Genomic DNA, 14,044 nt, shown 5'->3' on the forward strand with positions numbered 1-14,044 from the left:
AAGTTTTCAAGCGTTTAGAAAGTGAAGATTAACCTTCTCCTAATAACTCCTGCATTTTAGCAACTAAGGCTTCACCGCGTAAGTTTTTATCAATAATGACGCCTTCAGCATCAATAAGATAGGTGGCAGGAATAGCAGTTACTCCATATTTACGAGCAACCGGATCTTGCCATTCCATCAGGTTAGATACGTGAAACCAGTCCATCTTATCGTTTTCTATAGCAGCAAGCCATTTATCTTTTGCAGAAGCACGGTCTAAAGAAACACTTATAATGTTTAAACCTTTATCGTGATATGTATTGTACACTGAAACTACATTTGGATTTTCTTGACGACAAGGTTTACACCAGCTCGCCCAAAAATCGATAATCGTATATTTTGATCCCATAGCATCCGCAAGAGCCAATTCTCCTCCTTCTGGAGTAGGTGCGGTAAATGCCGGAGCTTTATTTCCTATTTCTGCCTGAGCAGCTGCCGCTTCCTGAGATTTAAGTTTTGCGATCATCTCATTAAGACGTTTTCCTTTTTTGGTTTCTTTTAAAGAAGCATCAAGATTTTCAAATAATTCTTCAGCCTCGCTCGATTCAATAGCGCGGGTTCCTACAAGTTCAGAAAGACTGATAATACTAATAAATCTATTAGGATGTTCTTTGATCAATTTTATACGTCTTCTGGTATCTGCCTCGTTAATTTGCTCAAACTCGTTACGAATGATGTTAACCTTTGCAGTATCGCCACTTTGCATAGCGGCCATTCCTTCTTGTTGAAGTCGTTGCTTTTCATTGTTAGAAGTCACCACATCATCATAATACAATTTGAACACGTCGTTTTCTGCGCCGCCATCAACTTCAGAAGTGTATAAGCTGTCTTTGTAGGCCTTTATAGAAATCTCTTCGTTTTCAGAAATAAAGAAAACATTACCACGAATTTTTTGAAAAGATAATGCCATCAATTCTGAATTTTCAACAGGATCTTCAGTAAAACTGAATTTTCCATCTTTGATAACTGTGGTGTCTACATTGAGAATTTGATTGTTGATGTCAATTTTCTGCAAGTAAACATAGGTTCCATTATTGATGTCGGGTGTGGTTCCTGTAATTTTAAAATTTCCATCAGAACCACAGGATATAAGTAGCATTGTTGCTGCAAGTGCTAAAAAATATTTATTCATTATAGAGGTATTTAATTAGGCGTGCAATATACGGGATTTTGAGGTTTAATCGATGATCGGTCAACGCATTGAAAATAGGTTTAAGTTTTTATAGCCTGGCGTGTAAGTTTAAACCTTTGTTAAAGACCAATAGGTTCTAACGGGTTCCCATCAATTTTAGTATTTTGATTAGAAATAAAAGGCTTATGGAAGATTTACAAGAGTTTCCACTGCAAGTACAATTGAGTTTCGCTAAGGTTTTAGAGGAATTTAAAAAGCGCATGAAACAGTCGCAAAATGAGGTTACTAGAGAGTACCTCAAGTCGGTCTTGAACTATGCCGAAAGCTATCCAGAATTGATTGAAGGAATAGAAGATCCTGATAAGATTGACGAATATCAGGATATTTTAGGGACGCTTTTAGACAATCTATTTCCGGCAGCATTGACCAAGAATGAGATCAAAGCGGCTACGATGCCTTTTATGAATAAGATCTTTAATCCTACCAAGCGTTTTTCTGCAATTATGAATGATGCCGGTGAAGATTTTAGTCTTTCTATACGCAATCTTGATCCTGAATACTTTTATATCATCGGATGTGTGATCATTCTGAATAGTTATTACAACTACGAGATCGATTTTAAACGTCCGCTTTTTTATGAAATTCCAGATAAAAATGGTGTGATGCGTACGTATAGAGCGTCGATGAATGCCGATTTTACCTTTTGCGAGCCTACCGAAAATTCTATTGAAATCACTCCTGAGATCGTAGATAAGCTTATAGAAAACGGTGATGACTTTGATATGTGGAAAGAATATTTTCCTCCAAAAAGCTGGATTCTTAAAGGGCTTACCATTTTAAATTTAACCGATGTTACGGTAGATGATTCAATTTCTGACTTAAAGAGTACGTTACTTTCTCAAAAAAACATCAAAACTGATGCTGAAAAGCAGTTTCAGAGTATATTCAGTTCGATCTTTAATATTCCAGATCTACAAGTTGGTTTTACCGAGTTTAATCAGGAAGACGACTGTTTTACTCGAATGAACGGCGGTGTAGGCTCTAGCTTTATTTTGAACGATAAGATGCGCACAGATTGTAGACAAAGTATGTGCGAGTGTTCTTATGACACTTTAATTAAAGACAAGAAGTATTTTACCATTGCAGATGTTGATGAGTATGCGCATAAGCATAGTTCAAATATGCTGGCAAAAAATTTACAAGCTCAAGGTATAAAGAGTTGTATTCTAGCTCCTGTGGCTAGAGGTAACGAACTTATGGCGGTGCTTGAGTTGGTCTCTACTAAGAAAAATGCACTTCATAGTCTTAATGCGACCAAGTTGGATGATGTGATGCCATACATTGTTTCAACGGTAGAACGTAAAAAGTTTGAGTTAGAAAACCGAATCAAAGCCGTAATCCAAAGTGAATGCACAAGTATTCATCCTAGTGTATTATGGATTTTTGAAGAGGAGGCTAAGCGTTTTATAGCCAATCAAAACCAAGGAAAATTTGCTGCGTTTAAGGATATTGCTTTTGAAGATGTTTATCCTTTATATGGTCAAATAGATATTGTAGGTTCGTCTGACGAGCGTAATAAAGCAATTCAGCAGGATATTTTGATTCAGTTGAAAATGGTTCATACTATTCTTGAATTAGCGATAGAAACAGCTCCGATGCCTATTTACGAGCAAGTAAAATTCAGGATAGAAGAATTTACAGAACAAATTACCGAGCGTTTGAATGCCAATAGTGAAAGCGAAGTGTTTGCTTTGCTCCAGGATGAAGTCAATCCGTTATTGAGTCATTTAAACACCAAAATCCCTGAACTTAAAAAAGCGATCGATAATTATAAAACTTCGATCAATAAAGATACGGGGTTGATCTATGAGAACCGCAAGAATTACGATGATACGGTACAGTTGATCAATCAAAATCTGGCAACGTTCTTAGACAGAAAACAACAAGAAGCACAACAGATTTTTCCACATTATTTTGAGCGTTACAAAACAGACGGTGTAGATCACAACATCTACATTGGTGCTTCAATGACGCCTAGTGATAAGTTTAATAAAGTATATCTCTATAATTTGAGATTGTGGCAGCTGTGCACGATGTGTGAAATGGAAAATCATTTTTACCACAAGCAGGAAGGGGCAGAGCTACAGCTTGATGCAGCTTCTTTAATTTTGGTTTTTAGTACTACGTTGTCTATTCGATATCGAATGGATGAAAAGAAATTTGATGTAGATGGAACGTACAACGCACGTTATGAAATCATCAAAAAACGCATCGACAAAGCGTTAGTAAAAGGAACCGAAGAGCGTATCACACAAAAAGGAAAAATTGCGATCATTTATTCTCAGGATGCAGATGCTGAAGAATACACGAGATATATCAATTACCTGCAGCGCAAAGAATATTTAGGTACCGAAGTAGAGTATCTAGAATTGGAAGATGTACAAGGTGTAGTAGGATTGAAAGCAATTCGTGTAAATGTATTATACACTTCTAAATTGCCTAGACAAAATGATGAAGAGACGATCACTTACGAAGATCTCATGGAAATCTTAGATTAATAAGCTCACGTTTACAAATTAAAAAAGCCCCGATTTTCGGGGCTTTTTTAATTTTGAATGCTGATTTAAATTAACCAAAATGCGATAATAAAACTTATTACCGAAACGATAATTCCAACCATAAAAACGGTATAGGTTTTTCTCAATAGCAGGTATTTCTTATTGAGCACCACACCGAGAAGGTATAAATCTTTTGTAAGCGCCTCGTAGATGTAATCTTTATCATAGATGATCTCATTGATCGCCCATTGATATTGATCATATTTCATTTTATGAAAATTCCCAAAGAAAAGGATGTTCACCTGTTTCTTCTTTACTTGCTCACGTGTAAACTCTCCTGAAGTTACATTGGGCCGTGTAGAAAGGATAGACATAATGATCGAAGCAACACTAAAGATCACAAGAATTAATGTTGGGATCAATAAGTGACGGTTACTTGGCGCATCTAGTTTTGGGATCATATTAGAAAGTGCCAGCGAAATAATAATCGCATTTACAGATAATAAAATGTTGGCTTTAGTATCTGCAATATCACTTAGTTTGATATGATTTCTTAGCGTAGTACGATATAGGGTTTGAACGCCACGATCTGGACTTTCATCTTTATATTTGGCCTTCAGTTTGGCTTTTACTTCTTCTTTTCGGTATTTTTTCTTCTTCTTTTTTTCTTTCTTAAGGAGAGAAATTAAATTCTCATCTTTTTGACTTTTCCAGTTGCGCGCTGCATAATCGGTATAAAATTTATGCTTGTGGGTAAACATTTGAATGTTTTCCTCGCGCCACTCTGCCGGAGAGAATTTTTTGGTTTCAGTCAACAGTAATTCTTGACGCAGAAACTCGCTGGTTTGTGCGTAATAATCTTTGGCAAAATGCGAATTATCGGCATCTTTTAAAATGCGCTCTAATTCGTTTTGAGGCTCAACACCCATTTTGGTCGAAGCGATAAGTTGCTCGACAAGTTCTTGAGTTTCGGCATCGATATTTTCCTTTGCCATATATTCCTTAGCGATCTCGACACTTGCTTTTTCGTGCCCGTCTCTAGTAACGGTATAACCGGTATCATGAAGCCATGCGGCTAGTATTAATGCCTCTTTCTGTTTAACATTAATTTGAGAATTTTCGATGATTTCCTTTGTACTTTTAACAACTCTCACAGTATGGTTGTAGTTGTGATAGAGATAACTGTTTGGAAGTTTTTCCTTGAAAAGTTCTAAAACAAACTGATCTGCTTTTGAAAAAGATTCTGTAGATTTTTCTGCTGTTTCAGCCATAGAGTATACTTGTTAAAGTAAGGAAAAATACGAAAAAGAATTTCCAAAATAATTTGCATGATAAAAAATAACATACTTCTAACACTTATTTTACTTCTGTTTTTTTCGGCTTGTGCAACCTATACTTCAAGGTATAAAGACGGCGTAGAGCAAGGGATTTACCCAACATCTAAGAAGGTTGACAGAACCTTTTATCTGTTAGGAGATGCAGGGAATTCTGAGATGGGTCAAAGTACAGAAGGCATTAAATTATTTAAGAAATTTTTAGACAAAGCAAATGATGATTCTTCATTTGCTATTTTTTTGGGTGATAATATTTATCCTGTGGGGATGCCACCAGAAGGCACTGAAGAACGTCCACTGGCACAGCACCGTCTAGATGCACAAGTGGAGACTTTTGACAACTACTCAGGAACTCCCATTTTTATTCCCGGAAACCACGACTGGTACAACGACCACTTGCACGGTTTAAATCGCGAAGAAGAATATCTAAAAGAGGTTACGGGGCTTGATGATATCTTTTTGCCAAAGGACGGCTGCCCGCTAGTGAGTTATGATATTAATGAATCGGTTCATTTGATCATTCTAGACACACAATGGTATCTTGAAGATTGGGATAAGAGCCCGAAGATCAATGACAATTGTGATAACATTAAAGACCGTGAAAAATTCTTTATAGAGCTTGAGGGGGAGATTAAAAAAAATCAGCAAAAAACGCTGGTTATAGCTATGCACCACCCAATGTATACCAATGGGGTTCACGGTGGGAAATTTGCAATAGACAAACATTTATTTCCTTCTCAACAAAAAATTCCTGTGCCTATTTTAGGTTCGCTCGTTACGCAGATCAGAACGCAAGGCGGTGTTTCTAAGCAAGACCGCTTTAATGAAAAGTATAACGAATTGATGAAGCGCATTCGTGTCCTGGGTCAAACACATAAGAAGATCGTTTTTGTTTCTGGTCACGAGCATGGCTTACAATATATAGAACATGATGAAGTGCGGCAGATCGTTTCAGGATCAGGTTCAAAATCATCTTATGCTTATTTGGGTAACGACGGACTTTTCAGTTCTGACTATGAGGGATTTGCGAAACTCGATATTTTTGAAGACGGTTCGTCCTGGGTTCAATATTACGGTACCAATCAGGAAACCGGTGAACCGGAGTTATTTTTTCAGCAAGAAGTCTATGCGCCTGATTCAATTGTAGATTATTCACAATTGCCTACAAGCTTTCCGCAGACGTTAAAAACCTCAGTTTATTCTATTGAAGAAACCCAGCGTTCAGATCTTTTTGAAAGTGTTTGGGGAGAACATTATCGCGAGGTTTATGGCAAACAAATAACAGCTCCAGTAGCACTTCTTGATACGCTTTATGGAGGATTGGAAGTTGTGCGTCCCGGCGGAGGACATCAAACGGTATCACTTCGTTTAAAAGATAAGAGTGGAAGAGAATATAATATGCGTGCCTTGCGTAAAAGCGCGGTTCAGTTTTTACAAAAGGTTATTCTGAAGGAAAATGCAGATATTGAAGAAGATCTTGACAATACACTACCGGAATCTTTAATACAGGATTTTTATACTTCTGCACATCCTTACGGAGCTTTTGCCATCCCAAGATTGAGCGAGGCCGCTCAAGTATTACACACGACGCCACGTCTTTATTATGTACCTAAGCAACCCGCTTTAGGTAAGTATAATGAAGATTATGGAGAGCAACTTTACATGATTGTAGAGCGACCAGCAAAGGAATATTCGGGAGCTACTTTTGCATATCCTGATGATATTGAAAGTACAGATGATATTCTTGATAAACTGCGTAGCGATGAAGAAAACATCGTAGATGAACAAGCTTATATACGCGCACGTATGTTTGATATGCTTGTTGGAGACTGGGATCGTCACAATGATCAATGGCGCTGGGCAGAATATAAAAATCAAAACGGAAAGGATGTTTTTATACCTATCCCAAGAGATCGGGATCAGGTGTTCACCAATTTTGACGGAGCGATTCTCGACATTGCACGAACACTTTTTGGTATGGCGAGACAATTTCAGGTCTATGATGAGAATCTTGACGATATGAAATGGTTTAACAACGCAGGGATTAAACTTGATCGGGCATTAGCCCAGCGCTCGGGAAGAGCGGTTTGGCACGACGAAGCGCAGTTTATAAAAGAGCACATCACCGATGAGATTATAGAAGAAGCTTTTAACGATTTGCCTCCGGAAGTACGAAGCGGGCAGTCTATAGATGAGATCAAGAAGAATCTTAAAGGGCGCAGAGATAATTTGGTAAGCATCGCAGATTCGTTTTATGATTATCTGGTAGAATTACAAATGGTCACCGGGACAGATAAAGATGATTATTTTGAGATTACCCGATCTGATGATCAAACGCACGTAAAGGTTTATAGAATTAAAGGGGGAGAAAAAGCAGATGTAATGCTTGACCGCACCTATTATTCTGATGAAACCAAACAATTATGGATTTACGGCCTTGATGATGATGATGTTTTTGAAGTGAAAGGAACCGGAGATAATCCAATTTTTATGCGAATTATTGGAGGGCAGAACAACGATATTTACCGCATCAAGAATGGAAGAAAGGTAAAAGTTTATGATCACGAAAGTCTACCCAATACCATTGAAGAGCGGGGTGGAGCAAACTTTAGACTTACCGATGTTTATGATTACAACACCTACGATTATCAGAAACAAATATTACGCACCAATGGAATAACACCTGCTTTTGGGTACAATCCAGACAATGGGATCAGTCTTGGTTTGACAGACGTTTATACCATTCAAGGCTTTAGACAAAACCCGTTCTCGCAACAGCATCGCTTTAAGATGTTATACTTTTTTGCAACAAGCGGACTGGATTTTAAGTATAGCGGTGAATTTGCAGGGATAATGAACGACTGGAATTTATCGCTAAGTGCGCGTTATACGACACCTAATTACGCCAGAAACTTTTTCGGCTACGGAAACGAGACCAGTAACAATGATGATGAACTGGGAATGAATTTTAATCGCGTGCGTTTAAGCAGGCTGGAAGCATCTGCCGGACTCTTGCGTAATTCAGATTATGGAAGCACTTTTTCTATACGTGGGCTTTTTGAAGGTATTGAGGTTGATAATAATTATTTGAGGTACATTGATATTGTTGATATCATAGAACAGGAAGAGCGTAAGTATTTTGCGACTCTTGATGCAAGTTATGAGTATCACAGTAAAGACAATGCACTGGCGCCCACCCGAGGTATGGATTTTGTTCTAAACGGCGGGTTTACCAACAGCCTTAGCGAGAGCGGGAAGCGTTTTGCTTACCTCAATCCTAGTCTGGGATTTTATAATGCAATAAGTGCCAACCGTAAATTGGTTTTAAAAACGACAGCACGCAGTCAGTTTAGATTTGGAGATAATACTGAGTTTTATCAGGCTGCAACCCTAGGGCAAGCAAATGGGTTACGCGGTTACCGTTTTGACCGTTTTACCGGAGAGCGTTCTTTTGCAGCTTCGGGAGATTTGCGATATGCCTTTAACACATTCAAGACCGGTTTTCTGCCGTTACAAATAGGTGTTTTTGGCGGTTATGATTTGGGTCGTGTATGGTCAGATCTGGATGAGGGGTCAGAGCGTTGGCACGATTCCTACGGCATCGGGTTTTGGGTAAATAGTGCAGATGCTTTGAGCGGTACATTTAACTTATTTAAGTCAAGCGAAGGGTATCGGGTTTCGTTTGGTTTTGGATTTAATTTTTAGAATAATTTTTGCCGAAAGGTGTATAACATATGAAAGAAGTAGATCACATAGATAATTCAGACAGTGCAGAAAAGCGCGAACGCATAGACACCATCAATCTTGAGTATTTAAAAGTAAAAGACTTTGAAGAACTCAAGGAGATCATGATCGCTGTTTATCCCAATATTCCAGATCCTTATTGGAAGAAAAAGGAGCTGCAAAAACTGGTTTCCATTTTTCCGGAAGGTCAAGTAGTGGTCAAGGTAAACGGGGAGATCGCTGGTTGTGCCCTTTCTATCGTGGTAGATTACGAGAAGTTTTCTGATTCGCATACCTATATGGAAATCACAGGCGATGAAACTTTTAGTACGCATACGCCCAAGGGAAATGTATTGTACGGTATAGATATCTTTATTTCTCATAAGTACCGTGGCATGCGCATTGGTCGACGTCTTTATGATTATCGTAAAGAATTGTGTGAGAATCTTAATTTAGAACGCATTGTTTTTGGCGGAAGATTACCCAACTATCATCAGTATGCCAAAGAACTTTCTCCAAAAGCCTACATAGAGAAAGTGCGTGCGCGTGAGATTAACGATCCCGTGCTTGACTTTCAGTTGAGTAATGATTTTCACGTAAAACGGATTATTACAAATTACCTAGAAGGAGATAAGCAATCAAAAGAGTATGCGGCGCTTTTAGAATGGGACAATATCTATTATCAAAAGCCGGCAAAAAAGCCAAATGCGATCAAAACCGTTGTACGTTTAGGCTTGGTGCAATGGCAGATGCGTACCTATAAAAATTTTGAAGAACTTTTTGAGCAGGCCGAATATTTTATCGACACCATTTCTGGGTATCGTTCAGACTTTGCATTGTTTCCAGAGTTCTTTAATGCTCCGCTTATGGCAGCGTACAATCACTTATCAGAACCTGATGCGATACGAGAATTAGCAAAATATACCGAGCGCATAAGAGATCGGTTTAGTGAGCTTTCGGTGAGCTATAATATCAATATCATTACAGGGAGTATGCCGTATATGGAAGACGGTACGTTGTATAACGTGGGATTCTTATGTAAACGTGACGGTACGATAGAAAAGTTTTATAAACTGCACGTAACACCGGACGAAGCCAAAGCCTGGGGGATGAGCGGTGGCGAAAAACTGAAAACCTTCAATACCGATTGCGGTAAGATTGGAATCCTCATTTGTTATGATGTTGAGTTTCCAGAATTGGGTCGTTTACTAGCAGATGAAGGAATGGATATTCTCTTCGTTCCCTTCTTAACCGATACGCAAAATGGATACAGCCGTGTGCGTCATTGTGCGCAGGCACGGGCTATTGAGAACGAATGTTATGTGGCTATCGCCGGAAGCGTGGGGAACATCCCAAAAGTACATAATATGGATATGCAATTTGCACAAAGTATGGTGTTAACACCCTGTGACTTTCAGTTTCCTACAAACGGCGTTAAGGCGGAAGCGACGCCAAATGCTGAGATGATTCTCGTTGCAGATGTAGATCTTGATCTATTGAAAGAACTAAATCAATTTGGTAGTGTTCATAATTTGGTAGACCGAAGAAAAGATTTATTTCAGCTTAAGTGGAAGAAAAAATAGCCTGATCAATTGCTGATGGGTAACAGCTGAAAGTTGTCCTTTTCAATTTCGACCACCTCAAAGGTTGAAAACAACCATTCCCTTTGAGCGGCATTGAGTTGTTGCGTTACATCTTGCTCAAAAGTTTTGTTTACTCTGGCATTGGTGAAATCAGCATCTAATAATTTTGTTTTTACCAGACTCACATTACGCAAATCTGCAGATGATAAGTTAGCATTTTGCAGGTTTGAATAATCTAAAATAGCATTTTGTAAAACGGCATGTTCCAGATTGGCCTCTTTTAGGCTGGCATAAGTAAGGTTGGTCTCGTGTAACCACGTATTTTGAAGATTTGCTTTTTCAAAATCAATCCCGTTAAAACTTGAATTTCTTAAGTCGGCGTTAGATAAATCGATTTGTATCAAGTCTGCACCTTTTAGTGATAGATTGCGTAGTTCTGCATAGGTAAAATCAAGACGTTCAATGAGTCTTCCGTTAGATCGTGAACGGGCGGTCGTGTTGAGGTTAATTCCTGTTTCTAATAAAGAAACCAACAAATACCCGCGTTCGGGGCTTGTAACTCTTGCGATTAAGCTATCGTTTTCCAGATATTTATAAGGTTTCAGCATTTTGCTCAAGGAAATGAGTCTACCAGCCGTTGCATCGTCAATCGCGTTAGCACTGCTTCTGGAAACATCGGTGCTTATTTCTTTCAGCATATTGTCCATAATGAGCAAGGTTTGTCCACGGCGCTCTGCTTCTTGTAGGTAGGTTTGTTGATCTAAACGTTTGTTTTGTTGTTTAAACATTTCGCTTTGACCGGTGATCAACATATTCTGTTTTCCTAAATAATAGGTTTGAAAAATGAGTAGGATAGAAGGGAGTACAGCAGTAAGGATCAATAAAAACCCTACTCGTGTCAATCTGATAATTATGCTGCTTAGCAAGTCTGAAAGGGTCTCTCTGGAGACGCGCTGCTGTTCTGCGATTTCGTCCAGAAATTTCTCAATGCTCTTTTTTAGTTGTGCGCCTAAAATAATTCCTGAAGAGCGTTTGAGAAAATTCCAACCCAGTTTACGGCGGTTCTTTTTCTTGTTTTCCTGACGGTCTAATTGCTCCTTGAGCTTTTGATTTTCGGCTTCTAATTGAGAAAGTCGTTCTTCAATCATAGTATTATTGTCTGATGCAGCTTAAAAATACTATAAACGCTGCGCATTGCAGCATGTTGCCTTTATAAAAACGAGATGATCTATTTTAGACTGAATTCATAGAGATTTCCTCCGGTTTGCGCGCGACGCTCATCAACGAGATATAGTGTAGAATCGTTTTTGAAAGCCACACCTTCCTTTTGAGAATTGTAGCCGGTCTCATAAGTCGTGATATCTCCTGAGAAAAACCTTTCTTCTTTAAAATTAGATAGAAGCAATATTTTGTTGGTTGTAAGGAGCGCTATGGTTTTTCCATCTGAAGAAATAGCTGCACCTGTGATCGCACAAGTATTTAAATCATCACAAACGTAATATTCATCTATGAGTTCGGCTTCAAAATTGCCGGGAAGTGCAGGTAATTTGTAGACTTTTGTAACACCGTCAAAGTTGCGGCTTCTGTTTCGGGTAAATAAATACAGGTATTCATTTTTATAAATGAGCGACTCTATATCAAAGTTAAGATTCTTAAGATCTGGTGGATAATCTTCCTGATCAGATAAGGTAAACGTAAGGCGTTCTGCTGTGGCTGAAGTTGCGTCGCGGGGAAGCTCATTGAAGTTTCTAATAATGTAAATAAATTGGTCTTCCCGGTCGTTCTCATTATTTCCTGTATCAGAAATGTATAAGGTACCTTCAGCATCGTTGGCCAAATCTTCCCAGTCTTCATTGGGAGCGTTACTTATTTTTAATTCCCTTACGATGTTTCCTGAAGTATCCAAGCCGTAAATTATGTTTGGATTACCGTGGTCTGTAGCGGTATAAATAAGGGTGTCCCCTTCAAACAAGGCAAGACCTGAAACTTCTGCTAACGTTCGTTCAAGGCTGCCTTTCATTTCCAATTGGCCATAATCTTGACAGCTGATTAAGAATAAAGCAAAACTAGCACCAATTAAGAACCGTAGCATTGTTTTTAGCGTTTAGAATTATCAGAATTAGCTATGGTAATGGTTTCTGATCTAAATTTATTTTTACCAAAATCTAGCGTACGAATTGGGAATGGAATATTGATATCGTGCGCGTCAAAAGCCTTTTTGATAGCAATAATGGCACGGTCTTGAGCGACTAACATATCTTTTCTTTTGGTCACCGGTGCCCAAAAACGCGCTACAAAGTTAATAGAGCTGTCGCCAAAACCTTCGTAGAAAAATTCGATATCTTCATTACTTTGCTGCTCAAACTCGTTTGTCAATGTTTCAATAGTTAACTTTTTTACAGCTTCTAAGTCACTCTCATAGCCTACTCCACAACTCAAAAATACACGAGAACGTTGGGTTTGACTCCAGTTTTTAAATGGCGAGTCAACAATGTTTGCATTAGGGATAATTACATAGTTGTTATCAGCTTGTCTAATGGTAACGTTGCGTAAGGTAATATCTTCAACAATACCTGAATAATCGTTAGATTCAACCCAATCACCAAGCTGAAGTTTAGGCATAAAACTTAAAATCACACCGCTAAAGGTGTTGTTTAAAGTTCCTTGTAAGGCAAGACCTATTGCAAGACCTACAACACCGGCACCTGCAAGAACTGATGTAAGTACTTTATCAAGATCCATAATTCCAAGGGCAATAAAAAAGCCGATGAGAACAGTGATGGCAAAGGCAGTTTGACCTGCCATCACTTTTATTGAATCTTGCTTCACACCACGCATCAAAATATTGCGAACAAATTTTGAGACGTATTTAGCACCGTGCCAAAAGAGTACAAAAACTAAAACCGCAACAAGAAAATTGGGCAATTTTAGAATAAAACTTTCACCCCATCCCTGAAGTTTCTCAATAAGTTTGTAAAGGTCAAAACCAAAAATGGTCCAATCAGAATTTGTGTTTTCTTGAAGTAAAAGCATATGTACGTTTTGGTTGATTAGTTCTGTTGTATAAATTACGATTTTTTATGCGTTTCAGATTTTGTCATTCTCCAACTGTCAAGCATCCAACTCGTTTTCTCAAGTTCTCTGATGTAAGCGCCTAATAAATCAATTGTTCCCTCATCGCCACCTTCATCTGCAAAATTTACGGTTTTGCGCATCTGTGTGAGTAGTTTGCCGTGATCTTCGAGTAATAGTTCTATCATTTCTAAATCGGCAGTTTCACTAGGGGATTCTTTGAGGTTTGCCATTTTAAGATATTCTGATAAATGGCTAACGGGCTGGTATCTCAGCGTCAAAATACGCTCGGCAATTTCATCGATCTTGATCAGGGTGTCGTTATACATCTCTTCGAACTTTTCGTGAAGATCGAAGAAATTTTCACCCACAACGTTCCAGTGAAAGTTGCGCAGTTTTTGATAATAAATATGATAATCTGCTAATAAAACATTAAGCTGCTCAACGGTAGCTTCAGTTTTTTTTGGATCTAAATTTAAATAGTTCATGATCTAATTATCGTAAAAGTTAATACTCAAAGTTAAGCGGCATTTTTCACTTTAAGAGCGTGTTAAAACCGTTTAGTATAAGTTTAACTGGAAAACCTAAAAGTTGTTAAGTTTA

General features: G+C 38.3%; 9 protein-coding genes. 3 read left to right on the forward strand and 6 right to left on the reverse strand.

Translation table 11 applies throughout. From position 1 onward, the window contains the following. Window positions 1-28: 28 nt before the first annotated feature. Complete coding sequence (locus WA338_RS06920) at window positions 29-1,171, reverse strand: TlpA disulfide reductase family protein (RefSeq protein ID WP_272985902.1); 1,143 nt, start codon at window positions 1,169-1,171, stop codon at window positions 29-31. Between the two features lie 185 nt (window positions 1,172-1,356). Between WA338_RS06920 and WA338_RS06925 the strand changes: the two genes are divergently transcribed. Continuing rightward, a complete protein-coding gene (locus WA338_RS06925) occupies window positions 1,357-3,729 on the forward strand; it encodes a GAF domain-containing protein (protein ID WP_272985901.1) in 2,373 nt (790 codons plus the stop codon). Between the two features lie 65 nt (window positions 3,730-3,794). Here the strand turns inward: WA338_RS06925 and WA338_RS06930 are convergent, their stop codons facing one another. Beyond that, window positions 3,795-5,000: a Pycsar system effector family protein gene (locus tag WA338_RS06930; protein ID WP_009780728.1), complete on the reverse strand. Its 1,206-nt coding sequence runs from the start codon at window positions 4,998-5,000 to the stop codon at window positions 3,795-3,797. A 57-nt stretch (window positions 5,001-5,057) separates the two neighbouring features. On the opposite strand from WA338_RS06930, the gene WA338_RS06935 reads away from it, so the two are divergent. Together WA338_RS06935 and WA338_RS06940 are read left to right on the forward strand one after the other, a co-directional pair. Further along, window positions 5,058-8,768 (forward strand): metallophosphoesterase, encoded by a 3,711-nt coding sequence (locus tag WA338_RS06935; RefSeq protein ID WP_009780727.1) that lies wholly within the window; start codon window positions 5,058-5,060, stop codon window positions 8,766-8,768. Between the two features lie 29 nt (window positions 8,769-8,797). Continuing rightward, complete coding sequence (locus WA338_RS06940) at window positions 8,798-10,369, forward strand: bifunctional GNAT family N-acetyltransferase/carbon-nitrogen hydrolase family protein (RefSeq protein WP_009780726.1); 1,572 nt, start codon at window positions 8,798-8,800, stop codon at window positions 10,367-10,369. Between the two features lie 5 nt (window positions 10,370-10,374). On the opposite strand, the gene WA338_RS06945 is transcribed toward WA338_RS06940, so the two are convergent. From WA338_RS06945 to WA338_RS06960, 4 genes are all read right to left on the reverse strand, one after another. Next, window positions 10,375-11,517: a pentapeptide repeat-containing protein gene (locus WA338_RS06945; RefSeq protein ID WP_009780725.1), complete on the reverse strand. Its 1,143-nt coding sequence runs from the start codon at window positions 11,515-11,517 to the stop codon at window positions 10,375-10,377. An 80-nt stretch (window positions 11,518-11,597) separates the two neighbouring features. Continuing rightward, on the reverse strand, window positions 11,598-12,461 hold the full coding sequence (locus WA338_RS06950; protein ID WP_009780724.1) for a hypothetical protein: 864 nt from the start codon (window positions 12,459-12,461) through the stop codon (window positions 11,598-11,600). A gap of 5 nt (window positions 12,462-12,466) precedes the next feature. After that, window positions 12,467-13,402, reverse strand: coding sequence for a mechanosensitive ion channel family protein (locus WA338_RS06955; protein ID WP_272985900.1), 936 nt, complete (start codon window positions 13,400-13,402; stop codon window positions 12,467-12,469). A 35-nt stretch (window positions 13,403-13,437) separates the two neighbouring features. Beyond that, window positions 13,438-13,929: a Dps family protein gene (locus WA338_RS06960; RefSeq protein ID WP_273016523.1), complete on the reverse strand. Its 492-nt coding sequence runs from the start codon at window positions 13,927-13,929 to the stop codon at window positions 13,438-13,440. Window positions 13,930-14,044 lie beyond the last annotated feature (115 nt).

Source organism: Leeuwenhoekiella sp. CH_XMU1409-2 (assembly GCF_037029365.1).
GTDB lineage: Bacteria > Bacteroidota > Bacteroidia > Flavobacteriales > Flavobacteriaceae > Leeuwenhoekiella > Leeuwenhoekiella blandensis.

Coding starts and splice junctions, on each gene's coding strand:
- WA338_RS06950 (WP_009780724.1), bottom strand. CDS start 12,461: ATGCTACGGTTCTTAATTGGTGCTAGTTTTGCTTTATTCTTAATCAGC.
- WA338_RS06920 (WP_272985902.1), bottom strand. CDS start 1,171: ATGAATAAATATTTTTTAGCACTTGCAGCAACAATGCTACTTATATCC.
- WA338_RS06935 (WP_009780727.1), top strand. CDS start 5,058: ATGATAAAAAATAACATACTTCTAACACTTATTTTACTTCTGTTTTTT.
- WA338_RS06930 (WP_009780728.1), bottom strand. CDS start 5,000: ATGGCTGAAACAGCAGAAAAATCTACAGAATCTTTTTCAAAAGCAGAT.
- WA338_RS06960 (WP_273016523.1), bottom strand. CDS start 13,929: ATGAACTATTTAAATTTAGATCCAAAAAAAACTGAAGCTACCGTTGAG.
- WA338_RS06945 (WP_009780725.1), bottom strand. CDS start 11,517: ATGATTGAAGAACGACTTTCTCAATTAGAAGCCGAAAATCAAAAGCTC.
- WA338_RS06955 (WP_272985900.1), bottom strand. CDS start 13,402: ATGCTTTTACTTCAAGAAAACACAAATTCTGATTGGACCATTTTTGGT.
- WA338_RS06940 (WP_009780726.1), top strand. CDS start 8,798: ATGAAAGAAGTAGATCACATAGATAATTCAGACAGTGCAGAAAAGCGC.
- WA338_RS06925 (WP_272985901.1), top strand. CDS start 1,357: ATGGAAGATTTACAAGAGTTTCCACTGCAAGTACAATTGAGTTTCGCT.